The sequence below is a fragment of the Methylibium sp. T29 genome, from assembly GCF_000576205.1.
Lineage (GTDB): Bacteria > Pseudomonadota > Gammaproteobacteria > Burkholderiales > Burkholderiaceae_C > Methylibium > Methylibium petroleiphilum.
This window is the reverse complement of sequence record NZ_AZND01000006.1, coordinates 13,143-39,396: the sequence shown is the minus strand read 5'-3', so window position 1 is coordinate 39,396 and position 26,254 is coordinate 13,143. Positions and strand designations below refer to the sequence as shown.

At 67.6% G+C, this 26,254-nt stretch carries 22 protein-coding genes, 1 tRNA gene and 1 pseudogene; 15 read left to right on the top strand and 9 right to left on the bottom strand.

The window, feature by feature from the left end; all coding sequences use genetic code 11:
- Positions 1-7 precede the first annotated feature (7 nt).
- From x551_RS02180 to x551_RS24945, 3 genes are read left to right on the top strand one after another with little or no spacing between them, the layout of a single operon-like run.
- Complete coding sequence (locus x551_RS02180) at positions 8-1,063, top strand: vWA domain-containing protein (protein ID WP_036229385.1); 1,056 nt, start codon at positions 8-10, stop codon at positions 1,061-1,063.
- Positions 1,054-1,602 (top strand): hypothetical protein, encoded by a 549-nt coding sequence (locus x551_RS24950; protein ID WP_049820792.1) that lies wholly within the window; start codon positions 1,054-1,056, stop codon positions 1,600-1,602. The genes x551_RS02180 and x551_RS24950 overlap by 10 nt, the downstream gene beginning before the upstream one ends.
- On the top strand, positions 1,599-2,678 hold the full coding sequence (locus x551_RS24945; RefSeq protein ID WP_051495504.1) for a vWA domain-containing protein: 1,080 nt from the start codon (positions 1,599-1,601) through the stop codon (positions 2,676-2,678). Before x551_RS24950 ends, x551_RS24945 begins: the two co-directional genes overlap by 4 nt.
- Here the strand turns inward: x551_RS24945 and speB are convergent.
- Positions 2,596-3,531, bottom strand: a complete 936-nt coding sequence (gene speB, locus x551_RS02165; protein WP_231497480.1) for an agmatinase — start codon at positions 3,529-3,531, stop codon at positions 2,596-2,598. The two genes, x551_RS24945 and speB, sit on opposite strands and share 83 nt — an antisense overlap.
- Here speB and x551_RS25725 point away from each other — a divergent pair.
- From x551_RS25725 to x551_RS02120, 10 genes and pseudogenes are all read left to right on the top strand, one after another.
- Positions 3,530-3,676 carry a hypothetical protein gene (locus x551_RS25725; protein WP_155935775.1) on the top strand — a complete coding sequence of 49 codons (147 nt, stop codon included), beginning with the start codon at positions 3,530-3,532 and terminating at the stop codon, positions 3,674-3,676. The two genes, speB and x551_RS25725, sit on opposite strands and share 2 nt — an antisense overlap.
- A 153-nt stretch (positions 3,677-3,829) precedes the next feature.
- A complete protein-coding gene (gene aceA, locus x551_RS02160; protein ID WP_011829484.1) occupies positions 3,830-5,146 on the top strand; it encodes an isocitrate lyase in 1,317 nt (438 codons plus the stop codon).
- A gap of 194 nt (positions 5,147-5,340) precedes the next feature.
- Positions 5,341-7,248, top strand: a complete 1,908-nt coding sequence (gene thrS / locus x551_RS02155; RefSeq protein ID WP_011829483.1) for a threonine--tRNA ligase — start codon at positions 5,341-5,343, stop codon at positions 7,246-7,248.
- Positions 7,249-7,346: 98 nt separating this feature from the next.
- Positions 7,347-7,904: a translation initiation factor IF-3 gene (gene infC, locus x551_RS02150; protein WP_081771180.1), complete on the top strand. Its 558-nt coding sequence runs from the start codon at positions 7,347-7,349 to the stop codon at positions 7,902-7,904.
- Positions 7,905-8,014: 110 nt separating this feature from the next.
- Positions 8,015-8,218 (top strand): 50S ribosomal protein L35, encoded by a 204-nt coding sequence (gene rpmI / locus x551_RS02145; RefSeq protein ID WP_011829481.1) that lies wholly within the window; start codon positions 8,015-8,017, stop codon positions 8,216-8,218.
- A 45-nt stretch (positions 8,219-8,263) separates the two neighbouring features.
- Positions 8,264-8,620, top strand: coding sequence for a 50S ribosomal protein L20 (gene rplT / locus x551_RS02140; RefSeq protein ID WP_011829480.1), 357 nt, complete (start codon positions 8,264-8,266; stop codon positions 8,618-8,620).
- Positions 8,621-8,726: 106 nt separating this feature from the next.
- Positions 8,727-9,764, top strand: a complete 1,038-nt coding sequence (gene pheS / locus x551_RS02135) for a phenylalanine--tRNA ligase subunit alpha (RefSeq protein WP_011829479.1) — start codon at positions 8,727-8,729, stop codon at positions 9,762-9,764.
- A 27-nt stretch (positions 9,765-9,791) separates the two neighbouring features.
- A pseudogene (pheT, locus tag x551_RS02130) lies at positions 9,792-12,211 on the top strand (phenylalanine--tRNA ligase subunit beta).
- A 27-nt stretch (positions 12,212-12,238) separates the two neighbouring features.
- A complete protein-coding gene (locus tag x551_RS02125; protein WP_011829477.1) occupies positions 12,239-12,580 on the top strand; it encodes an integration host factor subunit alpha in 342 nt (113 codons plus the stop codon).
- A 26-nt stretch (positions 12,581-12,606) separates the two neighbouring features.
- A complete protein-coding gene (locus x551_RS02120; protein ID WP_231497479.1) occupies positions 12,607-13,089 on the top strand; it encodes a MerR family transcriptional regulator in 483 nt (160 codons plus the stop codon).
- Positions 13,090-13,199: 110 nt separating this feature from the next.
- On the opposite strand, the gene x551_RS02115 is transcribed toward x551_RS02120, so the two are convergent.
- Together x551_RS02115 and x551_RS02110 are read right to left on the bottom strand one after the other, a co-directional pair.
- Positions 13,200-13,276, bottom strand: a tRNA-Pro gene (locus x551_RS02115).
- Between the two features lie 106 nt (positions 13,277-13,382).
- Entirely contained in the window at positions 13,383-14,861 is a 1,479-nt protein-coding gene (locus x551_RS02110) for a TolC family outer membrane protein (protein WP_036229336.1), read from the bottom strand.
- A gap of 357 nt (positions 14,862-15,218) precedes the next feature.
- Here x551_RS02110 and x551_RS02105 point away from each other — a divergent pair, with 357 nt between their 5' ends.
- Positions 15,219-15,836, top strand: coding sequence for a transglutaminase-like cysteine peptidase (locus tag x551_RS02105; RefSeq protein ID WP_231497477.1), 618 nt, complete (start codon positions 15,219-15,221; stop codon positions 15,834-15,836).
- Positions 15,837-15,966: 130 nt separating this feature from the next.
- Here x551_RS02105 and x551_RS26775 read toward each other — a convergent pair whose 3' ends face one another.
- The gene (locus x551_RS26775) at positions 15,967-17,166 is read right to left on the bottom strand and encodes a hypothetical protein (protein ID WP_051495503.1); all 1,200 of its coding nucleotides are present in this window, start codon (positions 17,164-17,166) and stop codon (positions 15,967-15,969) included.
- Between x551_RS26775 and x551_RS23205 the strand changes: the two genes are divergently transcribed.
- A complete protein-coding gene (locus x551_RS23205; RefSeq protein WP_310732187.1) occupies positions 17,114-17,782 on the top strand; it encodes an EAL domain-containing protein in 669 nt (222 codons plus the stop codon). The two genes, x551_RS26775 and x551_RS23205, sit on opposite strands and share 53 nt — an antisense overlap.
- A 60-nt stretch (positions 17,783-17,842) precedes the next feature.
- Here the strand turns inward: x551_RS23205 and x551_RS02095 are convergent, their stop codons facing one another.
- The 5 genes from x551_RS02095 to x551_RS02075 all read right to left on the bottom strand — a co-directional run bounded on the left by x551_RS02095 (position 17,843) and on the right by x551_RS02075 (position 26,254).
- Positions 17,843-18,670, bottom strand: coding sequence for a type I secretion C-terminal target domain-containing protein (locus tag x551_RS02095; RefSeq protein ID WP_036247420.1), 828 nt, complete (start codon positions 18,668-18,670; stop codon positions 17,843-17,845).
- Positions 18,655-20,217: an Ig-like domain-containing protein gene (locus tag x551_RS02090; protein ID WP_036247417.1), complete on the bottom strand. Its 1,563-nt coding sequence runs from the start codon at positions 20,215-20,217 to the stop codon at positions 18,655-18,657. The genes x551_RS02095 and x551_RS02090 overlap by 16 nt, the downstream gene beginning before the upstream one ends.
- Positions 20,214-24,242, bottom strand: coding sequence for a tandem-95 repeat protein (locus tag x551_RS02085; RefSeq protein WP_081771178.1), 4,029 nt, complete (start codon positions 24,240-24,242; stop codon positions 20,214-20,216). The genes x551_RS02090 and x551_RS02085 overlap by 4 nt, the downstream gene beginning before the upstream one ends.
- A complete protein-coding gene (locus x551_RS02080; protein ID WP_036229330.1) occupies positions 24,224-24,613 on the bottom strand; it encodes a hypothetical protein in 390 nt (129 codons plus the stop codon). The genes x551_RS02085 and x551_RS02080 overlap by 19 nt, the downstream gene beginning before the upstream one ends.
- A gap of 213 nt (positions 24,614-24,826) precedes the next feature.
- A complete protein-coding gene (locus x551_RS02075) occupies positions 24,827-26,254 on the bottom strand; it encodes an HlyD family type I secretion periplasmic adaptor subunit (RefSeq protein ID WP_011829471.1) in 1,428 nt (475 codons plus the stop codon).

Below are 26,254 nucleotides of genomic sequence, written 5' to 3'. Positions count from 1 at the left end.
GATGGCGATGAACCCGCTCGACTCGATCGGCTGGGCGCACCCGGCCTGGCTCTGCCTGCTGCCGCTGGCACTGCTGCCGCTGTGGCGCGACGGCCGCGCGACCCAGCGCCATTCATGGCTCGCGCTGCTGCCGGCGGACCGCCCTTCGGTGCTGCTCAAGTGGCTGCTGCGCGTGCTGGGAGCCTTCGCCATTGCGAGCATCGTGGTGGCGCTGGCCGGGATGTACCGCGCCGAGTACGCGGTCGAGCGGGTGGGGCAGGGCGCCGAGATCGCGTTGCTGCTCGATCGCAGCCGCAGCATGGACGAGCGCTTCGTCAGCAGCTCGGCGTCGGTCAATGGCCCGACCCCGGGCTCGGCCGCCTGGTATGCCTACAACCAGCAGGACCAGAGCGTGCGCGTCAGCAAGGGGCAGGCGGCGCGCCAGTTGCTGGGCGAGTTCGCAGCCAGCCGGCAGCAGGACCGCTTCGCGATGGCGGTGTTCAGCACCTTGCCGATCCGGGTACTCGACTTCACCCAGAAGACCGATGTTGTGCAGGCGGCCATCGCCGCCGGCGAGATCGGGCGCGGCCTGGGCGAGACCGACATCGCCGCGGCCCTGCTCGAGGGCCTGCGCTTCTTCGATGACCGGCCCTACACCGGCTCGCGCATCGTGCTGCTGGTCTCGGACGGCGGCGACCACATCGAACCGGGTGTGCGTCAGCTCATCGTCGACCGGTTGCAGGCGCAACGCGTGTCGCTGTACTGGATCTACATCCGCTCGGCGCGCAGTCCGGGGCTGCACGCGAACGCGGGCGATGCGCCCGGCGCCGCGGACACCGTACCGGAGATCTTCCTCGATCGCTTCTTCCAGTCGGCCGGCGTGCCCTACCGCGCCTACGAGGCCGAGAACCCCGAGGCGCTGAAGCGCGCGATCGCAGACGTGGGCCGGCTGGAGAATCTGCCCATCACCTACCAGGATCTGGTGCCGCGCCGCGACCTGTCGGCGCATGCCTACGCGCTGGCGCTGGCGGCGGTGCTGCTGCTGTTCGCCAGCCGCTGGGCCGAGGGGCGATCATGGCGCTGATGACGCCGCGGACCCGGTTGAGGCTGGCCTGGGGGGCCCTGGCGCTCCTCGCGTTGGCTGCCGTCATCGACGGCTGGCGCTGGCAGGACAAGCAGCGCGACAACGCGATGATCCGTGCCGGCATCGCCGAGCGGCCCGACCCGACGGCGCGCGCCGAGCTGCGCTTCGCGCATGCCACCGAGCTGGCCCGACGTGGCGAGCACGAGGCGGCGATCGATGCCTACCGCGTGCTGCAGGACGACAGCGCGCTCGGGCGTGCCGCCCGTTACAACGCCGCGAACCAGCTGCTGCTGCAGGCGCTGGTGTTGCGTGGCTCGGCCCTGCCGGGCCAGGCGCTGCCGTTGATCGAGCTTGCGAAGGCGAGCTACCGCGAGGTGCTGCGGCAGGACCCGGAGCACTGGGAGGCCCGATACAACCTCGAGCGCGCCCAGCGGCTGCAACCCGACCCCGACGACGCGGACCCGGATGCCGGCGGGCCGCCGGAGAACGCCGAGCGCGCCGCCACGACGATGCGTGGCGTGTCGCGGGGGCTCCCGTGAAGGGCCCCGGCCTGCGGGCGCTGCTGCTGCAGGGTAGGGCAGCGCTGCGCGCGGGGACCGCGCGCGCCTGCCTGGCGCTCGCCGCGCTGGCGCTGACCATCACCTTCGCGTCGCCGTACCTCACCTGGGCACGGCCCCAGAGCGACATGGTGATCGTGCTCGACGTGACCCAGAGCATGGAGGTCGCCGACCAACAGCACGAAGGCCGTTCGGTCACGCGTCTGGCGCAGGCCAAGCGCGTGATCGGCGAAGCGCTGCGCAAGCTGCCGTGCGGAAGCCGCGTCGGCTGGGGCCTGTTCACCGAATACCGCTCCTTCCTTCTGATGGATCCGGTGGAGGTGTGCGAGAACCAGCGGGAGTTGCTGGCCGTGCTGTCGAACATCGACGGCCGCATGGCCTGGACCGGCAACAGCGAGGTGGCCAAGGGCCTGTACAGCGGGCTGAAGATCGCCAAGGCGTTGCCGTCGAGACCGGCCCTGGTGTTCGTGACTGACGGGCAGGAGGCCCCGCCGGTCAACCCGCAGTACCGGCCCAGCGACGACGGCGCGGTGCGCGTCGCGCCGGGCTTGGTGGTGGGCGTGGGCGGCCTGTTGCCGGCACGCATCCCGAAGCACGACCTCGAGGGCCGCGCCTACGGCTACTGGGAGGCCGACGAAGTCATGCAGCTCGACCCGCGCAGCTACGGGCGGGGCGGCAGCGTGGCGGGCGAACAGATGGTCGAGGACGGCAGCGAACGCACGGGCGTGATGCTCGGTTCCACGCCCGGCAGCGAGCACTTGTCGTCGCTGCGCGAGCCCTATCTGCAACTGCTGGCCAGCGAAACGGGCCTGGCCTACCAGCGACTCACCACGCCCCAGGCGCTGTATGCGGCGCTGACCAGCGAGCAACTGGCGCATCCGGTCGCGTCGCGCGTGGATCTGCGCTGGCCGTTCGGTGTGCTCGGCCTGCTGGCGCTGCTGGCGGTCTACCTGCCGAGGCGGCGCCCCGACGGACTCAGGCCGGCCGTGTGGCGCCGCGGCGCGCCAGCTGACCGCACAGGTAGGTCCACACGAAACTTGCCGCAGCGTAGCTCGTGAGTTCGGCGTGGTCGTAGGGTGGAGCGACCTCCACGCAATCCATGCCGACGAAATCGAGATCAGCCAGTTCCTCCAGCAGCGACAGCACCTGGTTCGTCGTCATGCCGCCGGGTTCGGGTGTGCCGGTGCCTGGTGCGAACGCCGGGTCGAGGCAATCGATGTCGAGGCTGAGGTAGAGCGGCGGGTTGCCGTGGCCGGCGAGCCGCTTCCGAATCGCGGTGGTCACGGGCGCCAGCTGCGCCGGGCTCTCGAGGCCACGCAGTTGCCGCGCGTCGAAGATCTGTCCGCCCCGGGTCCGCACATAGTCGCGTGCCTCGCGTGCGCCCGCCGAGCGGATGCCGATCTGGGTGAAGCATTCGGGCAGCACCAGGCCCTCCTGGAGGGCCTCGTAGACCCACGTTCCATGGCCGCTGGGCTCGCCGAAGTGGTCTTCCCAGGTGTCGCAGTGGGCATCGAAATGGATCACCGCCAGCGGTCGGCCGAGCCAGGACTTGTAGGCCCGCAGAAGTGGCAGTGTGACCGAGTGATCGCCGCCGATCCAGGCCATGTGGTGGGCGCGGATCATCGCGTTCACGCTCGGCGCCATGGCCACGCGCATGGCTTCGAGGCTGGTGTTGGGCAGCGGCAGGTCACCGAGGTCGGTCAGGTAGGGCGCGGGGTCGATGTTGAAGTGCGGATGGATGCCGTCGCACAGCATGTGGCTTGCTTCGCGGATGGCGCGCGGACCGAAGCGAGCGCCCGGTCGGTTGGTGACCGCGCCATCCCACGCGAGGCCGGCGATGGCATAGGGCCGATCGGCTTGTGATGGAAGCTTCAGGAAGCTGCTGCCGGAGAGGAAGGCGAAGGAAGTCATGGCCGCCATCATCGTCGCTCGCGGCCCGGCGCGGCGAGCGAAGCGCGCCCCCGCCTCGAATTTCCACGATGAGAAATGGTTGTGCTGCAATGCAAAAAGCTACGATGCTGCAGTGCCGCAGATTTTTTCATGGCGAAAGAACTGATTTCACATGCGGAAATATTGTTCTCAAGTCATTGTTTTTATTGGATTTACATAGAAGTCTTATATAAGATATAAGTCTTCTTCGGCGCGGCGTTTGGCCTTACGCTGAGGTAGCGTTTCCCCACCACTTCATTCACCACTTCCGGAGCCCGACATGAGCCAACCGACCCGTGAACAACAGATCGCCGCCCTCGAGAAAGATTGGGCGGAGAACCCGCGCTGGAAAGGCCTGAAGCGCGGCTACAGCGCTGCCGACGTGGTTCGCCTGCGCGGCAGCCTGCAGCCCGAGTACACGATCGCCAAGCGCGGCGCCGAAAAGCTGTGGGCACAGTGCAACGGCGCGTCGAAGAAGGGCTACGTCAATGCCTTCGGCGCGATCACCGCCGGTCAGGCGATGCAGCAGGCCAAGGCCGGCGTCGAGGCCGTGTATCTGTCAGGCTGGCAGGTTGCCGCCGACGGCAACACCTCCGAGACCATGTATCCCGACCAGTCGCTGTACGCCTACGACTCAGTGCCGACCATGGTCCGCCGCATCAACAATACCTTCAAGCGCGCCGACGAGATCCAGTGGTCGCGCGGCACGGGCCCCGGCGACAAGGACTTCATCGATTACTTCCTGCCGATCGTGGCCGATGCGGAAGCCGGCTTCGGCGGCGTGCTGAACGCCTTCGAATTGATGAAGAACATGATCGCCGCGGGCGCCGCCGGCGTGCACTTCGAGGACCAGCTCGCCGCAGTGAAGAAGTGCGGCCACATGGGTGGCAAGGTGCTGGTGCCGACCCAGGAAGCCTGCGAGAAGCTGATCGCCGCGCGCTTCGCCGCCGACGTGATGGGCGTGTCGACCATCGTGCTGGCCCGGACCGATGCCGAGGCCGCCAACCTGATCACCAGCGACCACGACGCCAACGACAAGCCATTCCTGACCGGCGAACGCACCCAGGAAGGCTTCTACCGCGTGAAGAACGGCCTGGAGCAGGCCATCAGCCGCGGTGTTGCCTACGCCGCCTACGCTGACCTCGTGTGGTGCGAGACCGGCACGCCGGACCTGGGATTCGCCCGTGAGTTCGCGCAGGCCGTGCATGCCAAGCACCCGGGCAAGCTGCTGAGCTACAACTGCTCGCCGTCGTTCAACTGGAAGAAGAACCTGGACGACAAGACGATCGCCGTGTTCCAGGAGAAGCTCTCGGAGCTGGGCTACAAGTACCAGTTCATCACCCTCGCGGGCATCCACATCAACTGGTACAACACCTTCCAGTTCGCCCAGGCCTATGCGAAGGGCGAGGGCATGAAGCACTACGTCGAGATGGTGCAGGAGCCCGAGTTCAAGGCGCGCGAGCAGGGCTACACCTTCGTGTCGCACCAGCAGGAAGTCGGCGCCGGCTACTTCGACGACGTCACCACGGTGATCCAGGGCGGCTCGTCCAGCGTCAAGGCGCTGACCGGCTCGACCGAGGAAGAGCAGTTCCACTGATCGGGGACCAGCGGGCGGCGCCTACAATGCGCGCTCGCATCCACGAACAAGGACGAGAAAGGCACGCCGGGTTATGACACCGCGAACGTCGACCACCATGCACCAGGGTTGTCCGACCGCAGTCTGAGCACGTCTGTTCTTTTCGTCTCGAAGCGCGGTCTCCACCGCGCTTTTTTCATTTCAGAGGCTCTTTCATGATCGTGATCACGCTTCCCGACGGCTCGCAACGCGAGTTCCCCGGCCCGGTCACTGTGGCCGAGGTCGCGGCATCGATCGGCACCGGGCTCGCGAAGGCGGCCCTGGGCGGCCGTGTCGACGGCAAGCTGGTCGACACGGGCCATCGCATCGAGGGCGATGCACGGCTCGCCATCGTCACCGACAAGGATGCCGACGGCCTCGACCTGATCCGCCACTCGACGGCCCACCTGCTGGCGTACGCAGTGAAGGAACTGTTCCCCGAAGCGCAGGTGACGATCGGACCGGTCATCGAGAACGGCTTCTACTACGACTTCTCGTACAAGCGCCCGTTCACGCCGGAGGATCTGGCGGCCATCGAGGCCAAGATGACGGAACTGGCGAAGAAGGACGAGAAGGTCGAGCGCCGCGTGCTGCCGCGCGACGAGGCCGTGGCGTACTTCAAGTCGATCGGCGAGGACTACAAGGCCGAGATCATCGCCGGCATTCCGGCCGGCCAGGATGTGTCGCTGTACCGTGAAGGGCGGTTCGAGGACCTGTGCCGCGGCCCGCACGTGCCGAGCACGGGCAAGCTCAGGCACTTCAAGCTGATGAAGGTGGCCGGCGCCTACTGGCGCGGCGACCACCGCAACGAGATGCTGCAGCGCATCTACGGCACGGCCTGGGCCAGCAAGGACGAACTGCAGCAGTATCTGCACATGCTGGAGGAGGCCGAGAAGCGCGATCACCGCAAGCTCGGCCGCGAACTCGACCTGTTCCACCTCGACGAGCACGCGCCGGGCCTCGTGTTCTGGCACCCGAAGGGCTGGACGGTTTGGCAGCAGGTCGAGCAGTACATGCGCGCGGTCTACCGCGACAACGGCTACCTCGAGGTCAAGGGGCCGCAGATCCTCGACCAGGGTCTGTGGGAGAAGACCGGACACTGGGACAAGTACAGGGAGAACATGTTCGTCACGGAGTCGGAGAAGCGTGATTACGCGCTCAAGCCGATGAACTGCCCGGGCCACATCCTCATCTACAAGCAGGGCATCAAGAGCTATCGCGACCTGCCGCTGCGTTATGGCGAGTTCGGGCAGTGCCACCGCAACGAACCCACCGGCGGCCTGCACGGCATCATGCGGGTGCGCGGCTTCACGCAGGACGACGGGCACATCTTCTGCACCGAGGAGCACATCCTGCCGGAGTGCGTGGCCTACACAGCCTTGCTGCAGAAGGTCTACAAGGACTTCGGCTTCAACGACATCATCTACAAGGTCGCCACCCGGCCCGAGAAGCGGATCGGCTCCGATGCGGTCTGGGACAAGGCCGAGCACGCGCTGATGGAGAGCCTGCGGGCGTCGGGCTGCGAATTCGTCGTGTCGCCGGGTGATGGCGCGTTCTACGGCCCGAAGATCGAGTACACGCTGAAGGACGCCCTGGGTCGCCAGTGGCAGTGCGGCACGATGCAGGTCGACTTCTCGCTGCCGGAGCGCCTGGATGCGGTCTACGTGGCCGAAAGCGGAGAGCGCTTGTTCCCGGTGATGCTGCACCGGGCGATCGTCGGCAGCCTCGAGCGCTTCATCGGCATCCTCATCGAACAGCATGCCGGCGCGCTACCGGCGTGGCTCGCCCCGGTGCAGGTGATGGTGCTCAACATCACCGACGGGCAGGCCGACTACGCCGCAGAGATTGCGAAAACGCTGCAAAAACAAGGAGTTAGAGCCGGCGTCGATTTGCGCAACGAGAAAATCACGTATAAAATCCGAGAGCATTCCATGCAAAAGCTTCCGTACATCCTTGTCGTTGGCGACAAGGAAAAGGCTGCGGGGGCCGTTGCGGTGCGCGCCCGGGGTAACCAGGACCTCGGCGTGATGCCTCTAGATGCCTTTTCCCAGAGGATGGCTAGCGACATCGCCCACAAGGTGTGATGCGGGAGGAGTTCGTTTCCCGCCCCACGCCTTGGTTGTCCAGGCGCGTGTGTGTTCGATGTGGAGCCTGAGCGCAGGAACGCAAAGGGCTCGAAAGGATTCTGACCATCGCTAATTTCTTTGACCGTCGCACCCGTAACGACGAACGCAAGCACCGGCTGAACCGGGAAATCATGGCGCCGGAAGTGCGCCTGAACGGGCCCGAGAACGAGCCGCTTGGCATCGTCAGCATCCAGGAGGCCTTGCGCCTGGCGGGTGAGGCGGACGTCGATCTGGTGGAGATCTCAGCCACGGCAGACCCTCCGGTCTGCCGGCTGATGGACTACGGCAAGTTCAAGTACGCGGAGCAGAAGAAGGCCGCGGAAGCCAAGGCCAAGCAGCACGTCATCGACATCAAGGAAGTGAAGTTCCGGCCCGGTACCGACGAAGGCGATTACGCGATCAAGATGCGCAACCTGCGTCGCTTCCTCGAAGAAGGCGACAAGGGAAAGGTGACCCTGCGGTACCGCGGCCGCGAGATCACGCACCAGGACATCGGCATGCGGCTGCTCGAGCGCATCCGCGACGAACTCGCCGATGTCTCGGTGGTGGAGAACATGCCCAAGCTCGAAGGGCGCCAGATGATCATGGTGCTCGGGCCGAAGCGAAAGAAGTGAGTTCACCGTCGTTGCGGTCTGGTCGCCGCAACGAAGGCACAAGTGACCGACAGGCCCCAAGTCCGCGAGTGGTTCGCGGCGCCTGCGGGAACAAACTAGAAGGAGCAGTCATGCCCAAGATGAAGACTAAGAAGAGCGCTGCCAAGCGTTTCCGTGTCCGCCCGGGCGGCACCGTCAAGCGAGGTCAGGCGTTCAAGCGCCACATCCTCACCAAGAAGAGCACCAAGAACAAGCGCCACCTGCGGGGTACGGCGACGGTGCACGAGACCAACATGGGCCATATGGCCCAGATGCTGCCGTTCGCAGGCCTTTGAGTCGCGACGTCCAGGTCTCAGATCAATTCTTGAAGGAGTAGAAACATGCCTCGCGTCAAACGTGGTGTCACCGCACGCGCTCGTCACAAGAAGGTCCTGGAGCTCGCCAAGGGCTTCCGCGGCCGTCGCAAGAACGTCTATCGCATCGCCAAACAGGCGGTGATGAAGGCGGGCCAATACGCCTATCGTGACCGCCGCAACCGCAAGCGCGTCTTCCGTCGCCTATGGATCGCCCGCATCAACGCGGCTTCGCGCAGCCACGGCATCACCTACAGCCGCTTCATCGCCGGCATCAAGAAGGCCGCGATCGACATCGATCGCAAGATGCTCGCGGAACTGGCCGTCAACGATCCGGCCGCTTTCGGCAGCATCGTCGAGAAGGTGAAGGCCCAGCTCGCCTGATCGACGTCGGGCCTTGCAGGCCCGATGTGCACTGCAGGGGCCGAGGCGCAAGCGTCGGCCCCTCGCTTTTTCAGCGTCACCTCTTCATCCGCAAGACAGAGATCTGATGGAAGCCTTCAGTCAACTGGTGCAACAGGCGGCTCAGGCCTTCGAGAAGGCCCGTACCCCGGCCGAGCTCGAGGATGCGAAGGCTGCGTTCCTCGGCAAGAGCGGTGAACTCACGGCGCGAATGAAGCAGCTGGCGAGCCTGCCGGTCGACGAGAAGAAGGCGCGCGGCGCCGAGATCAACGCGGCCAAGCAGCAGGTCGAAGCGGCGTTGACGGCGCGCCGCCAGGCCATGGCCGATGCCGAACTGGCGCAGCAGCTGCGCGCCGAGTCGCTCGATGTGACTCTGCCGGGCCGGCGCCGCGGCAGCGGCGGCCTGCATCCGATCACTCGCGCGATGGAGCGCATCGAGGCGATCTTCGGCTCGATGGGCTTCGAGGTGGCCGACGGCCCGGAGATCGAAACCGACTGGTTCAATTTCACTGCACTGAACACGCCAGCCGACCATCCGGCGCGCTCGATGCACGACACCTTCTATGTCGAGGGCGGCCAGGTGCTCCGCACCCACACCAGCCCGATGCAGATCCGCCACGCGGTACGGCACGTGAAAGCGCACCGCGCCGCGCTCGATGCCGGGCTGCCGATGCCGGAGATCCGCGTCATCGCTCCGGGGCGCACCTACCGCGTCGACAGCGATGCGACGCACTCGCCGATGTTCCACCAGGTCGAGGGGCTGTGGGTGGGGCAGAACATCAGCTTCAAGGACCTGAAGTCGGTCTACGTGAGCTTCATCCGGGCCTTCTTCGAGACCAGCGACCTGCAGATCCGCTTCCGGCCCAGTTACTTTCCGTTCACCGAACCGAGCGCCGAGATCGACATGATGTTCGGCAGCGGTCCGCTGAAGGGCCGCTGGCTCGAGGTGTCGGGGTCCGGACAGGTGCACCCGCAGGTGATCCGCAACATGGGCCTGGACCCAGAACGCTACATCGGCTTCGCCTTCGGCTCGGGCATCGACCGGCTGGCGATGCTGCGCTATGGCGTCAGCGACCTGCGGCTGTTCTTCGACGGTGACCTGCGCTTCCTGTCGCAGTTCAAGTGATCCGACTTCCCCAACGACACAGGCGTCATGCAATTTCCTGAATCCTGGTTGCGCGAGTTCTGCAATCCGCCGCTGTCGACCCCCGCGCTGGCCGAGACGTTGACCATGGCCGGCCTCGAGGTCGAGGAACTGCGCCCTGTGGCGCCGCCGTTTGACAAGGTGGTGGTGGCTGAGGTGCTCGCTATCGAGAAGCACCCCAACGCCGACCGGCTTCATATCTGCCGGGTCGATGTGGGCGCCGGTACGCCACTGTCGATCGTCTGCGGTGCGCCGAACGTGCGAGCCGGGATCAAGGTTCCCTGCGCGCTGGTGGGCGCGGAACTGCCTCCGGCTGAGGCGGGCGGTGCTCCGTTCCAGATCAAGCTCGGCAAGCTTCGCGGCGTAGAGAGCCAGGGCATGCTGTGCTCGGCGCGCGAGCTCAAGCTGTCGGAAGACCATGGCGGCCTGTTGATCCTGGCCGACGATGCCCCGGTCGGTACGAGCATCCGCAGCCACCTCCAGCTCGACGACACGCTATTCACGTTGAAGCTCACGCCCAACCTGGCCCATTGCCTGAGCGTCTACGGCATCGCACGCGAGGTGTCGGCGCTGACGGGCGTGCCGCTCAAGCAACCGGCCTTTGCGCCGGTGCTGCCGACGCACGGCGCAAAGCTGCCGGTTCGCGTCGCAGCGCCCGAATTGTGCGGCCGCTTCTCGGGGCGCATCGTCCACGGCGTGAACCCGCGGGCGGCGACACCGCCCTGGATGGTGGAGCGCCTCGCACGCTGCGGCCAGCGCTCTGTGAGTGCACTGGTCGATATCTCGAACTACGTGATGTTCGAGTTCGGCCGTCCTTCGCACATCTTCGATCTCGACAAGATCCATGGGGGGCTCGAAGTGCGCTGGGGTCGGTCCGGTGAGTCCTTGGAACTGCTGAACGGCAGCACCATCGAGGTCGACGCAGCGGTGGGGGTGATCGCCGACGATCGGCAAGTCGAATCGCTGGCCGGGATCATGGGCGGCCAGGCCACCGCGGTGACCGACGACACCCGCAACGTGTACGTCGAGGCCGCATTCTGGTGGCCGCAGTCGATCGCAGGACGCTCGCGCCGCTACAACTTCAGCACCGACGCCGGGCACCGCTTCGAGCGCGGCGTCGATCCGGGGCAGACGGTCGAGCACATCGAGCGCATCACGCAGCTGATCCTCGACGTCTGCGGTGGCGAAGCCGGTCCGATGGACGACCAGATCCTCGCGCTGCCCGAGCGCACGCCGGTCGCGATGCGCGTCGATCGTGCCTGCCGCGTGATCGGCATGCCGGTCTCGCAGTCCCAGTGCGTCGGCGTCTTCCAGCGGCTGGGTCTGGCGTGTCGCGAGGAGGATGGACGCATCATCGTCACGCCGCCGAGCTGGCGTTTCGATCTGCAGATCGAGGAAGACCTGATCGAGGAGGTCATCCGTGTCCTCGGCTACTCGATGCTGCCCGACACACCGCCGCTGGCCCCCGTGACGCCCCGCGTGATGTCGGAATCGCGCCGCGGGTTGCACACGCTACGGCACGCGATGGCCGGCCTGGATTACCAGGAAACCGTGAATTTCAGCTTCGTCGAGGCACGCTGGGAGCGCGACTTCGCCGGCAACGAGGCCCCGATCCGGCTGCTCAATCCGATCGCTGCGCCGCTGGCCGTGATGCGATCCAGCTTGATCGGCAGCCTGATCAACGTGTTGCGTTTCAACCTCGCGCGCAAGGCGGCGCGGGTGCGCGTGTTCGAGATCGGCCGCGTATTCCTGCGCGATCCCGCCGCCATCGACAGCGATTCGGGTGTCGCCGGCGTCGACCAGCCGCTGAGACTGGGAGGCCTGGCCTATGGGGCTGCGATGAACCGCAATGGGGCACCACCGAACGTGGCGTCGACTTCTTCGACGTGAAGGGCGATGTGGAAGCGCTGCTGGTGCCACGCCGACCGCGCTTCGTCGCGGCGGAGCACCCGGCCCTGCATCCGGGGCGCAGCGCCCGCATCGAGTGCGACGGCCGGACCGTCGGCTGGATCGGCGAGTTGCACCCGCGCTGGCGCCAGGCCTACGAGTTGCCGCAAGCGCCGGTCGTGTTCGAACTCGATGCGCAGGCGCTGTCGGAGGGCGGTGTGCCCATCTATACAGCCATCCCGAAGCAGCAGGCGGCGGTTCGGGACATCGCCCTGATCGTCGGCGATCACGTAGCTCACGATGCACTGATGCAATCGATCTCCGTAGCACCCAGCAGCGGCGTCGTGCGCAGCGCACGCCTGTTCGATGTCTACCGCCCCAAGAACCCTAGTGCCGAGGTGGCTGCCGGTGAGCGCAGCCTGGCCATACGGCTTGAACTGTTGGACGAGCATGGCACGCTGACCGACGAGCGCATCGACGCCGCAGTCCGCTCCGTGCTGGACACACTTTCTGCGCAACTGGGCGCCCGCCTGCGGGCCTGACCGGCGCCGATACGGAAGAATCCGACCATGGACCGAGTGCTGCTCCCGACCCTCGAGACACCGACGCTGACTAAGGCCGAACTCGCCGAACTGCTGTTCGAGCGCCTGGGCCTGAACAAGCGTGAATCCAAGGACATGGTCGAGGCCTTCTTCGAATTGATCCACGGCCAACTGGTCGAGGGGCAGGACGTCAAGCTTTCCGGCTTCGGCAACTTCCAGATCCGGCGCAAGGCCCCCCGGCCCGGGCGCAACCCGCGCACCGGGGAGGCGATCCCGATCAAGGCGCGCAATGTGGTGACGTTCCACGCAAGCCACAAACTCAAGGGCGTCGTGCAAGGTGACATACCGAGCGCGGAGGAGTTCGAGTAAAGTCTGAGGTCATACGCCACAGGCCTTTGATTTCCAATGGAAAATCGCTGCCGCCGATCCCCGCCAAGCGGTATTTCACGATCGGTGAAGTCAGCGAGCTGTGCGGCGTCAAGCCCTATGTGCTGCGGTATTGGGAGCAGGAGTTCTCGCAACTCAAGCCCATGAAGCGGCGTGGCAACCGTCGTTATTACCAGCACCACGAGGTCCTGCTGATCCGGCGGATCCGGGAACTGCTGTACGAGCAGGGTTTCACCATCAGCGGTGCGCGCAACCGTCTTTCTGAGGCGGGTGTGCGTGCCGCCCTCGCGGCCGAGGCGGCCCAGGTGCCGACGCAGGACGATGGAGGCCTGCCGTCGGCCGACGAAATACTGCCGGAGGCTGAGGCCATGGAGGCAGCGGCAGTTGCTCCGACCGCCGCCGTGGCGCGCGTTCGAGTCAACGCCGTTCCACCGACGCTGGCGACGATGCGCGACGAACTCGTGTCGATCCGGCAACTGCTGCTGCCCTAGCGCCATCGCTCGATGTGCGCGACGCGACACCCGGGTTCGAACCCGCGACACATGGGCAAAGACAAAAGGCCTAGCCCGTGGTGATCACCGGCTAGGCCTCGTCTTTTCTTTGGTCGGGACGGCGGGATTCGAACTCGCGACCCCTTGCACCCCATGCAAGTGCGCTACCAGGCTGCGCTACGCCCCGACAAGCCGCGCAGTATAGCCCAGAGACTGTGCTCTCCAGGCCATGAAGCGCGCCGCGCGACCGGCGGCGCTGGCTTCGATCCCTCACCATGTCGGGAGGGCTGCGCTCAGCGTGCCACCTGGGCCTTGGTGGCCGGGGTCGGCGTGACGCCGGGGCGTGCCTCGGACAGCGCCTTCGCGCGCGCGTCGAGCTCCTCGCGGGACGTGGTCGCCAGCGGAGCGGCCGTGATCGGGCAGCGTGCCGCGGCATCGTCGCCGGCGTTCCAGTTGTCGTCCGGCAGGGCGCCGGTGTCGATCCGCGACAGGCCGAGCGCGGCGGTCAGGGTGTTGGTCGCCGCGTGCGTGCGCACGTAGGCAATGCGCAGTTCGTGCTCCGCGTTGGCATAGGCGCGCCGCGCGGTGTAGACCTCGTTCTCCGCATTCAGCAGGTCGAGCAGGCTGCGCTGGCCGATCTCGAACTGCTGGCGGTAAGCATCGCGCGCCCGCTCGATCGCGACGACGTTGCGCTCGAGATAACGCAGCTGCTCGACGAGCTTGAGCGTGTCGTTGAACGCGATCGAGGCGGTCTGGCGAGCGTCGCGGCAGGTACGGTCGCGCAGGTCGGCCGCCTGGGTGACGAGATCGGCGAACTGGCGCACGCGCGCCTGATCGGAGCCGCCATTGAAGAGATTCCAGCTCAGCACCACCTCCGCAGCAGCCTCGCGTCGCTGGTCCTGCAAGCCATTGAGATTGTGTCCCTCGCTGCCGCGGGCGCGTGCCTCGACGCGCGGCTGGAAGGCGCTGCGCTGCCCCTCGGATTGCGATCGCAGGGCCCGCAGGTTTTCCACGGCCGCCGAGATGCCCGCGTTGCGCAGCGTGGCCTGGGTCTGCACCTCGCTGGCGCTGGCCGGCATGCCCTGGGTCAGTCCGGCGCCCAGTGTCAGCTGCGCAGGCGGCGCTTCACCGACCACGCGCTGGTAGCGCGCCACCACGTCGTGGAGGTTGGCGGTCTCGGTGGACAGGTTCGTTTCGGCCAGGGCCAGCCGCGCTGCCGCTTGCTCGACATCGACGCCGCGCCCGACCCCGGCCTTGAAGCGGTTCTGGATCTGGTCGTGCGAGACCTTGTGCTGCACGTAGTTGTCTTCTGCCAGCAGCACGAGCCTGCGGAAACGCAGCACGTCGTAGTAGGCACGGCTGGCTTCCAGGGCAGTCTGCTCGGTGGCCTCGATGAACTCGAAATAGCGGCTGCTGCGGGCGTGGCCGAAGCGGCTGACTTCAGACTGGGTCAACTGGCCGTCCCACAGCAGCTGCGTCAGGCTGACTCCGACGCCGGTGCGCGACAGGCTCTGGTCTTTCGGGCTCCGCGTATCGATGCTGTCGCGCGAGCGACCGACGTCGGCGTTCAGGTCCACCCGGGGATAGTAGGCGCCGCGTGCGACATCGACCTCGTTGCTGGCGGCGCGAAAGGCGTTGAAACGGGCCGTGACTTCTGGATTGGTCTGGATGGCTTTCTGTGCAGCGGCCTTGAGCGGGTCGTCGGTCTGGGAGAGAGCTGCGGTCGAGGTGGCGATCAGCAAGGAGAAAGTCAGGGCGCGCGAAACAGTCATTGCAGAAGATCCAGTGTTTGGAAACGAGGCGAGCACTCGCGCTTCATGAAGCAGTATTGAGTGGATCCCGAGTTTCTCATGCACCCCCGGAGCCCTCGTTCCCTGATCCACGGGGCCGCCGACCGGATGACGCAAGATGCTGGCGAACGTCGTGAATTTCGCAACACCGCGCCTCGCATGGCCTCGTGGACAGGGACGTGGGCGCACGATCGGATACAGGCGGTTCAAGTCCATCGGCAAAAGGCCGAAGACACCCCGATGGCTCCGAGCGCGATCGCGTCCCTTCCTGCTCCACGAATCCCCGCGCTTCCCCGCGTCGTCTGTTCACGGTCGTGGGCGCTGACGCTGTGGCTGCTGGTGCTGGCGCTGCTCGTGCCTGGGGTGCTGCCGCGGGCCTGGGATCGCGACCGGATGCTCGCCGCTGCACAGCGTCAGGGGCCTGAGGCGGAGCGGGGCGTCCGCCTGTTGCAATCGACGATCGTGGCTTCGCAGTCGATGTCGGAGGAGGCTCGTCTCCAGGCATTCAACCGGCTGTTCAACGAGCACATCGTGTTCGCCGAGGACATCGACACCGTGGGTCAGGTGGACCAGTGGGCCAGTCCGCTGGAGCTGCTGGCGCGCGGGGCCGGCGACTGCGAGGATTTCGCGATCGCCAAGTACTTTTCGCTGATCGCCGCGGGGTTGCCGCCTGCCAAGCTGAGAATGGTTTATGTGCGTGCCGATCTGGGCGGCCATGTGCGGGCCCACATGGTGTTGGCCTACTACGCCCAGCCCGCTGCCGAACCCCTGATCCTCGACAACCTGATCGCAGAGATCCGGCCCGCCTCGTTGCGGCGCGACCTGAGTCCGGTGTTCAGCTTCAACGCCGAGGGACTGTGGCAGGGCACCGGTGCGCAGAAGGCCGGCGATCCGACGGCGAGGCTGTCGCGCTGGCGAGAGGTGCTCGGCAAGGCCCGAGCGGAAGGTTTCGTATGAACATGGCACTGTGCACATCGAGGGGCGGGCAATGTCGCTGATCCGACAACTCTGGTTGCTGCTGCTTGCGACCGTCATGGTCGGCGTGCTGGGCAGCGCGCTGGTCACCGTGGGTTCGGCACGCGGTTACCTAGAAACGCAGCTGCGCCTGAAGAACAGCGACAACGCCCAGGCGCTGGCACTCACGCTGTCGCAGCAGAACGGCGATCTCGCGCTGGCCGAACTCGCCATCAGCGCACAATTCGACACCGGCTTCTATGAGCGCATCAGCCTGAGGGGACCGGAAGGGCAGATGCTCGTTGAACGCCTTGGCGCAGCCGAGCCGACAGAGGTGCCGACCTGGTTCAGGGGGCTGGTGCCGATCGAGTCGCTTCCCGGTGTCGCGCAGGTCTCCGACGGCTGGCGGTCGCTGGGCACCCTCGAGGTGGTGAGCGCGTCGAGTTTTGCGCTCGACGATCTTTGGCAGAGCAGCCTGCGGTCGGCCGGCTGGCTGGTCCTGATCGGGCTGCTGGCAGGTGCGCTCGGTTCGCTGGTGCTCCGGCGGATCCGCGCGCCGCTGCAGGCAACGGTCGACCAGGCGCGCGCCATCGTCGAACGGCGCTTCGTGACCGTGCCCGAGCCGCGCGTTCCCGAGCTGAGCCAGCTCAGCCGTGCGATGAATGCCATGGTGCAGCGGCTGCAGGCCATGCTGTGCGAGCAGGGCGCTCAGCTGGAAGCATTGCGCCAGCAGGCGCAGACCGATCCGCTCACCGGCCTGTCCAACCGCGGCCACTTTCTGGCACAGCTGGGTTCGATGCTGGCCCGCGAGGACACGCCCCGCGCGGGAGCCTTGCTGCTGTTGCGAGTGCACGATCTTGCCGGCCGCAACCGCGATGCCGGCCATGCCGCCACTGATGCCCTGCTGCAGACGCTCGCCCTGAGCCTGCGCACCGCTGCTGCAGGGGGCGTTCCCCTGATGGCGGGGCGCCTCAATGGCGCGGACTTCGCGGTGCAGGCAGCCGATGCCGATGCCGCCCGCGTCGCTGAGGCGCTGCAGACGACCCTCAGAACGGCCTTGAAACCTTGGGCCGATGTTCGTGTGGCCATCGGCGCCGTGCCGTGGCGTTCCGGGGCGAGCGTCGCCGCGCTGATGCTGGCCGCCGACGCAGCTCTGGTGCGGGCCGAGACACAGGATGGTTATGGCCTGGCGGTCGACGATGCGCCTGCCGCGAGCCCCGAGTCGGCCATCGGCGAAAGCGGTTGGCGCCAGTTGCTCTGGCACGCGCTCGAGCGCGGCGATGCCCGACTCGGCAGCTACCCGGTCATCGGGCGCGATGGTCGACTGCTGCATCTGGAGAGCCCCTGCGGCTGCGGCTGCACGAGGCGGAACCTTCGAGCCTGCCGCGCGTTGGCTGCCCTGGGCGCTGCGCAGCCAGTTCAGTGCCCGAACCGACCTCTTGGCAGTGCGTCTGGCGCTGGAGCAGATCGCGCTCGACGAGCAGCCTCGAGGGGTGAACCTCGCCACCGATTCCCTCGGGGACAGTGGCTTTCTGGTGGGCTTACGCAGCCTGATCGCCGCCCACGGCCAAGCGGCTCGGGCGCTGTGGCTGGAGGTGGGCGAACGTGCGGCCATCGAGCAGCTACCGGTACTGCGCGATCTGGGACAGCAACTGCGCCCGCTCGGCGTGCAGCTCGGGCTGGAACACGCGGGCGAACGCCTTGCACGCATCGAGCGGCTGTACGAAGCCGGACTCGACTACGTGAAGCTCGATGGCGCCCTGGTGAGCGGCGTTGCCTTGGATGGTGCGCGTGCGGACTTCGTACGGGGCCTGGTCTGGACGTTGCACGGCCTGGAGATTCGGGTGCTGGCCGAGGGCGTGGTTGACGCGGCCGACGCGCGTTCGCTGTGGGCTTGCGGGCTGGACGGCATCACCGGTCCCTGGGCGAGCGCGCAGCCACTGCGCTGAGGGCCGACCTGCGGCACACAACATGCCGCGGGAGCAGCACGTCGGGCTGCTTGGCCCTGATCAGGGCCCGTCGGTGATCAGCTTTCCGCGCGTCAGAAGCTCCTGGATGATCTGGTTGTCGGTGGCGGTCCCGGCCAGGCCGAGCGAGCTCCGGATGTCGACCCCCTGCAGCACGATGCGCTGGTCCTCGACGGCGCTGTTGTAGGTGCCGCTGGCGAATTGGCCGGAGGTGCTGATGCGGATCTCGGTGTTGCCGCCGCTGACGTTGAAGTCCAGGTAGTTCTGAAGGTTGCCCGGCGCATTGCCCGCACCATGCAGGTCACCGACCAGCAGCTCGCGCAGGTCGAGCACGTCGCCCCCCGAGGCGACAGGCGCGGTGTTGAAGTCCGTGATGACGTCCTGGGCGCGCGAGCCGTTCGACGCCGTACCGTTGAACTGGGCCGTGGTGCCCGCATTGGGGTTCTCGGCCCGACCCGCGGCCACACCGCCGTCACCGAAGTTCCACTTGAAGACATCGGATCCGGCGCCGCCGGTCAGCACATCCCAGCCCTTGCCGCCGATCAGCACGTCGTTGCCGGCTCCACCGTCGAGCCGGTCGGCACCGAGACCCCCGTCGAGTCGATCATTTCCGGCATTGCCGTTCAGCACATCGGCACCGGCCTCGCCGAGCAGCTGGTCGTTGCCGGCGCCACCGGCCATCGTGTCGGCGCCGCCGCCACCGTAGAGCGTGTCGTCGCCACCGCCGCCGTTGATGACGTCACGCGCCTCGCTGCCACGCACCGTTTCATCGCTGCCATTGCCGTTGAAGCTGCCGCCCGTCCGCACCAGGTATTCGCGATTGGTCGAGCTCTCGACGATGTCCTGCGATGCGGTCAGCGTCGGCTGCAAGCCGGCCTGGAAGAGGGCGTAGTTGTCGAGCGAGAACAGGTTGGCGTACTCCGAGGCGCTGCTGCCCGAGGGCTTGACCTCGAAGCGCAGTCGCGCATTCCCCCTTGTTCCCAGTACAGGAGTTCGATCTGGTTCATGCCTTCTGCGAAGCTGACACCGATGAACTCGCGCGTCGTGGGCGACTGGATGCCGTCGTACTGCGCCACCGCCTGGCCGTTGATGTTGACGACGAAGCCGTCATCGCCGGTCACGCGCAGATCGTAGCTGCCGCCCTGCAGATAGACATGGCCGACATTGCGAACAATGGCGTCCGTCGTGCGGCCCAGGCCGCTGGCGGCACGCAGCGTCGCAGCGTCGTTGCCGACGAAGTCGCGCAGTGCGCCGCTGGTCGGCGTGTTGCCGGCCGTGACTGCCGGGTTGCTGCCGAGGCTGCCGTCGACCGCGGGTGCGAAACCATAGTCCAGATCGGTGGCGATCCAGCGGGCATCGATCGCGGCCGTGCGTGCCGACGTGCCGGTACCGACCACCGCAGCGCCGCCCGCGGCGATATTGCGGCCGTTGATGACCATCGTCGCGTCGGCGATCGATTCGATGTTCGCGCCGCCGCTCCCGCCGTTGGCCGAAGTGGCACGGCCGTCGTCGGCGTGCAGCCGCGTCGAGCCGGCAAAGGCCGGACCGCCGTTCGATCCGGTGCGGTCGTCGTTGTAGCCGTAATACTCGCCGTTGAGGCCCATGCCAGCGGGCGCGACGGCGCTGGTCGTCGCGGTCAACTGCCCGGGGCCACCGACCTGCAGCGTGATCGTCGCCGTGCTGAAGCCGCCGTTGCCGTCGGTGATGCGGTAAGTGAAGACGTCGCTGACGGCATCGCCCTGGCGCAGCGCGAGCGTGTCGGGATCCGCGTTGTTCAGCGTGTAGGTGTAGCTGCCATCCGCGGCGATCGACAGGCTGCCATAGCGACCGGTGGCGGCAAACGAGCCCGGCGTGCTGCCCGACGGCGTGCCGGTGCCGGCCACGAGGCCGGTCACGCGCAGCGTGTCGTTCTCGATGTCGCTGTCGGCCTGATTGCCGGTGGGCCCGGCGTCGCCCGTTACGGCATTGCCGCTCACGGTGTTGGCAGTTGCCGAACCGGCAACCACGGCTTTCAGCGGCGCATCGTTCGCGGCGACCGGTGCGTCGTTGACCGCGGACACGTTGAAGGTGATGCGGTTGGCCGTCGGGTCTGTGTTGGCACCGCCGTTGGCGGTGCCGCCGTTATCCCGCACCTGGAAGGTGAAGCTCGCGAGGCCGTTGCCGCTGGCGTTGGCCGGCGGCGTGTAGACGAGTTGGCCGGCCGACAACTGGGCCACGGTAACCACTGTCGAGGTGGTGACGGCAACGCCGTTCAACGCGAGGCTGCCCGTGTTCGGAGCCGAGACCGTCACCTGCGCGAAGGCGTTCGCCGGGCTGTCGTTCGGGTCGTTGTAGCCGAAATCGGCAACGGTGAGCGCGTAGGCCGTGTCCTCGCTGGTGGCGATGGTCTTGTCGGCGCCGGCCGGAGCGTCATTCACCGCAGCGACCGTGACATTGACCGTTGCCGTCTCGGTGATGCCATTGACCGAGACCGTGTAACTGAACGACGTCGATCCGCTGTACTGGGGGGCGGTGTGTAGACCAACTGGCCCGCGGCGTTGAGCGCCACGGTGCCATGGGTGACCGCCACGGCCGGTCCCCCGCTGACGAGGCCGATGCCGTCGACCGCGGTGATGGTGCGAGCAGGGTTCTCGAAGCTGTCGTTGCCCAGCACCGTGATCGTGACCGGCGTGTCTTCGTTGGTAGTCGCCGTGTCATTGGCGATGTCGGCGACCGGTGCCAGCGTGAGTGACACCGTCGACACGGTCGCCGGCGCCTGCCCATCGCTGCTGCTGAGCGTCAGCGTGGCGGGCCCGTTGTAATCGGCCGTGCCGGTGTAGGTGGAACCCTCGAGCGCGGCGTTGATGGCCGCCGGCGAGCCCGTGAGACTGACCGTGCCACTGCCGTTCCCGATCACCGTGAGCCCTGCCGTCGATCCCAGCAAAAAGCTGCCTTGGGTGACGCTGATGGTCGTGGTGAGCGAGGCGCTGTCGACATCGGCGACGCTCAGGACGTTGCCGTTGGCCACCGAGAACACCAGCGCGGTGTCCTCGCTGCCCGATTGCGCCGTCGCCGGGACTGTGTTCACCGGGGCATCGTTCACGGGCAGCACGGTGACCGGAATCGTCGCGCTGCTGGACGCGGTGTCGCCGTTGGCGGTCTCGCGGCTGGTCGCGGTCACGCTGAGGTCGATCTGGCCGCTGAACTGGGGCGGCGGCGTGAGAACCAGTCGATCGAGCGCCCAATCAGTGACGATCGCAACCGTGCTGCCAGCCGACGCGGTGAAGCTGTGCGTGCCGTCCGACAGCGTGGCGCCGGCCGGGATCTGCCCGATGGTGATGACGGAGATGAGTTCCGAGCCATCGGTGTCGGTCAGCGCCACGCCGACCGGCGGTAGACCGATCGGGCCGTCTTCCGGGCCGGTACCGGCCAGCGGGTAGTAGCCCGCGCCGTTGCTGCCGACGAGGGCGCCGTGCGGCGCATTCACGGCGTCGAGGGCTTCGATGCTGGGCACCAGCGTGAAGTTGCTGGCGTCGAAGCTGACCGGTGCCGCGCCATCGGTACTGACGGACAGCAGGGCGTTGCCGGGGCCATCGCCGTTGTAGAAGATGAAGTCGACGGTGTAGTAGCCGGACGTCGTGGGCGCGAAGGGCGCAGCCTGGTAGGCGCCCCAGGCGTTGAAACCCTGCTGGAAGACGGTCTGGCCGCCGAGCACCATGGAGGCGGTGTCGTCGCGTTCGCCGGTGAAGGTGTAGACGTGGCCGGCCTCCAGGAACACCAGCCCGGTCATGCGGTAGGCCTGGTCCTGGACGATGGTCGCTGCGGTGTAGCTGGACTCCACCGTCGTGGCCGTGGGGGTCACACCGGCCAGCGAGGCCGCGAGCGAGGCGGGATCCCGCGCGGAGTCGGGATCGATGGTCGCCACGTTGTCATAGCGCCGGAACGTCGCCCCTTCGACGGCGCCCGGAATCTGGTCGAACAACGGGCCGCCAGCGGCGCCCACTTCGATCAACGGGGCATCGGCCACCGGTACCACGGCGATGCCGATGGACGAGACGGTCGGAGCGGCTTCGCCGTCGCTGGTGCTGACCGTCAAGCTGTCCTGACCGCTGTAGTTCGCAGCGGGCTGGTAGCTCAGCCCATCGAGCGCCGCATTGATCTCGGCGGCCGTGCCCGACAGCGTCAGCACGCCACTGCCGTTGCCGGTGACGATCGCGCCACCGGCGAGCGAGACGGTCAAGCTGCCATGATCGACCGCAATCATGGTCGTGAGCAGTCCGCCATCGACATCGGCCACGCTGATGGCGTTGCCGGTCGCACCGGAGAACAGATGGGCGGTGTCCTCGGGCGTGGACTGTGCGGCGGGCAGCACCTGCGTCGGCGCATCGTTGACCGGTGCGATGGTGATCACCGCCGCCGCCGGCGCCGACACGGCTCCCTCGGAATCGGTGACGGTGAACGGCAGGTTCACCGTGCCGTTGAAGTCAGCCGCCGGCACGAAGACCAGCGCGGCCGCCTGGGCCGCGGTCAGCGGCGAGCCGGCGACGACCGGGGTCGTGCCGTCGGCCAGGTAGAGCACGCCCTGTGAGACCGGCGGAAGCTCCGTGACGGTCACGATCGGCGCGGTGCCGTCCTCGGTGTCGGTACCGACGAGGCTCAACGCGATCGGCGTGTCTTCCGTGCCGTTCACCGCAGCGGGAGTGGCGATCGGCACATCGTTGATGGCGGTTACGGTGATGACCGCGGACGCGGTCGTCGAGGTGAGCCCCTCGGAATCAGTGACCGTGAAAGGCACGTTCACCGTGCCGTTGAAGTTCGCTGCAGGCACGAAGACCAGCGAGGCGGCCTGGGCCGTGGTCAGCGGCGTGCCGGCGACGACGGGCGTCGTGCCGTCGGCCAGATACAGCACGCCCTGCGAGACCGGCGGCAATGCCGTGACGGTGACGATCGGCGCCACGCCGTCCTCGGTGTCGGTGCCGCCGAGCGCGACCGGGATGGCCGCGGCATCCTCGAGCCCGCTGCTCGTTGCGGGCAGCGCGACGGGCGCGTCGTTGACGGCACCCACGGTGATGACCGCGGTCGCGGGTGCCGAGACGAGACCTTCGGAATCGGTGACCGTGAACGGGAAGTCCACCGTGCCGTTGAAGTCGGCCGCCGGCACGAAGACCAGCGAGGCCGCCTGGGCCGCGGTCAGCGGCGTGCCGGCGACGACCGGCGTCGCGCCGTCGGCCAGATACAGCACGCCCTGCGAGACCGGCGGCAATGCCGTGACGGTGACGATCGGGGCGGCACCGTCCTCCGCGTCGGTGCCGACGAGGCTCAGTGGGATCGGCGTGTCTTCCGTGCCGCTGACTGCCGCGGGGGCGGCCACCGGCGCGTCGTTGACCGGCGCGAGGTCGAAGCTGATCCGGTTGGGCGCTGTGTCGAAACTGCCGGCACTGTCCTGGACGCTGAAGTCGAACCCGGCGTAGCCGATGCCGTTGCCGTTGGCGCCGGGCACGAAGACCAGGCGGCCGGCGGCGATGTCGGCGATGGCGACCACGCTGCCGCTGGCGAGCGGCTGTCCGTTCAGCAGCAGTTGGCCGGCCTGCGGCAAGCTGTCGATACGCACGGCGACAAGGCTCTGGCCGGCGTCGGCATCGATGAAGGCGAAGTCCCCCGGCGCCAGCACCACTGGCTGGTCCTCGGTGCCGGCAATGCGGTGATCGGTGCTGTCGGGCGGCGTGTTGCCGCCGACGGCCACCGACACGGTCGCGATCGCGGTGGATCCGCTGGGATCGGTGACGGTGTAGCTGATCGTGGCCGTGCCGGTGAAGTTGGTTGCCGGCGTGAAGCGCAGGCTGCCGTCCGGGTTGAGGGTCACGACGCCCTGCGTCGGGTCCGCCAGGCTGGCGTTCGACACCGTGAGCATGTCGCCGTCGGGGTCGCTATCGTTGCCCAGCACCGCCACGTCAACAGCGGTGTTGATCGGCGTCGAGGCCGCGTCGTCACGGGCGATCGGTGCATCGTTGACGGGCGTGACGACGATGCTGGCGATCACCGGGCCGGTGGTCACGCCCACCGAATCGGTGACCGTGAAACCGACGTTGACGGTGCCGTTGAAGTCCGGCGCGGGAACGAACACCAGCGCGCCGGCCTGCGCGGCGGTCAGCGGGCTGCCGGCGACGACCGGGGTCGTGCCATCGGCGAGGAACAACTGACCCTGGGACGCCGGCGGCAAGTTGGTCACGGTGACGATCGGCGCCGTGCCGTCCTCGGCGTCGGTGCCGGAGAGGTTGAGCGGGATCGGCCCTGCGTCTTCGGCGCCGCCGGCCGGGGTGATCACCGGCACCGGCGCCTGGTTGGGCGCTGGCGCCGGTGCCGCGGCACCGCGTTGGCCGGCGTCCTGGATCTGGGCGTCGAAGAACGGCGGCTGTTCACGGGCGGCCGCGGGGGACTCCACCGTCAGGGAGCCGCTCCCCACGCCCTCGACGATGCGGCCGACCCGCAGCGCGGGCGAGGCTTCACCGCCGCTGGCGGGGCCACCAGCCGCCGTGGCCGCATCGGGTCACCCTCTTCGAGGGCCTGGATCACGCGATCGATGTCCTCGGGTACCGCCGCCGCGGTGCCGGCCGGCAGGTCGGTCGGCAACTGCCCATCGGCCGCGGTGCTCCAGGTCTGGCCCCGATCGTTGCGGATCTCCACGATGCTGTCCTGCGCCGTCAGGATCAGATCGCCCTTGTTCACCAGGTCGCCGATCTTGAGTTCACGGGTGCTGCCGTCGGCCAGACGGATGCGGGCGTTGCCCCAGACGGCGGTGACTTTTCCAAGTTGAACGGTGGCGACGATGGGCACGGCAATCCTTCAGGGGCGAGCGGCGAGGCCGCGAATCGTGACGTAGAGCATATCGGGCAACGCGACGCCTTAAGTGGCGCTTCTGACGCTGGAATGTGATCCGGCGCACGGAATCATCATTGTTACGAGACTTAGTGCTTAAGGGGTCGTCGTCTCGGAGCCCGCGTCCGCGGAACCCGCCGAGTCGAGATGTTCGGGCCCGCGACCGGCCGATCAGCGCTCCGACAGCGCGTAGGCCTTGCCCCGCAGCACCGGCTTGAGCAGGTAGGACATCACCGTCTTCTTGCCGGTCAGGATGTCGACCTCGGCCGTCATGCCGGGAATGATCGGCAGCTTGTCGCCCAGCTGAGCCAGGCGCGTGCGCACGCGCACGACGTAGAAGGCATTGCCCTTCTCGTCGATCACGGTGTCGGGGCTGATGTTCTCGACGGTCGCATCGAGGCCGCCGTAGATCGAGAAGTCGTAGGCCGTGAACTTCACCGTCGCCTGCTGGCCTGGGTGGATGAAGCCGATGTCGCGCGGGAACACCCGGGCTTCGAGCACCAGCGCGTCGTCGAGCGGGACGACCTCGACGATGTCGCGGCCAGGTTGCACCACGCCGCCGACGGTGTTGGCCAGCAGACGCTGCACACGGCCGCGCACCGGCGACTTGACCTGGGCCTTGTCGACCTTGTCGCTCAGCGCGACGCGCCCCTCTGTCAGCGCGTTCATGCGGCCCAGCACATCGGCCAGTTCCTTGCGGGCCTCGTTGCGAAAGGCGATCTCGGTCTCCTGGATCTTGCGCTGCGCCTCGCCGACGGCCGCCGACACCCGGGCGATCTGCGCGCCGGCCTGCTCGACATCGCCGCGGTACTTGCTCAGGTCGCGCTCGAGCCGCAGGATGTCGACCTCCGACACTGCGCCGGAGGCCAGCAGCGGCCGCGTCTTCGCCAGCTCCTGCTGCGACAGGTCCAGACCCCGTTCGGCCGAGGCGCGGCGCGAGCGGGCCTCGTTGAGCTCCTGCTCGCGCTGCATCAGCTGCTGACGGCTGATCGACACGATGGTCGAGAGCTCGGACTGGCGCGACTCGTAGAGTCGGCGTTCCTCCTCGATGATGCGGCGCTCTTCCGGGTCCTTGCTCGGCGGGGGCGGCTGAAACGGGTTGCCCTCGGCCAGCGCGCGCAGCCGGGCCTGCCGGGCCAGCAGCGCGAAGCTCTGCGCGGCGTTCTCGCGCACCCCCGACGTGGCGCGCGTCTCGTCGATGCGCAACAGCAGCTGGCCAGCCTCGACCACCTGGCCCTCCTTGACCAGGATCTCAGACACCACCCCGCCATCGAGCGACTGGATCACCTGCAACTGCCGCGACGGGATCACCTTGCCGTCACCGCGTGTCACCTCGTCGATCCGGGCGAGCGCAGCCCAGACCAGCAGCACCGCGACCACGCAGACCGCGGCCCGCACGATCACCTGTGCCCGCTGAGTGCGGGCGCGGGCCAGCAAGGCCTCGGGCTCTGCCTCGTAGCCGGTGCTGCCCACCGCGGCGGACGGCGCCACCGGGCCGAACACCCGCTTCGTCAGCGGTTCGAGCCAGAGGCGGGTGCGCTCCAGCCCGGCCAGCAGCGCGCGGCCGAAGCCCATCAGGCGGGGGGCGGGACTGCCCAT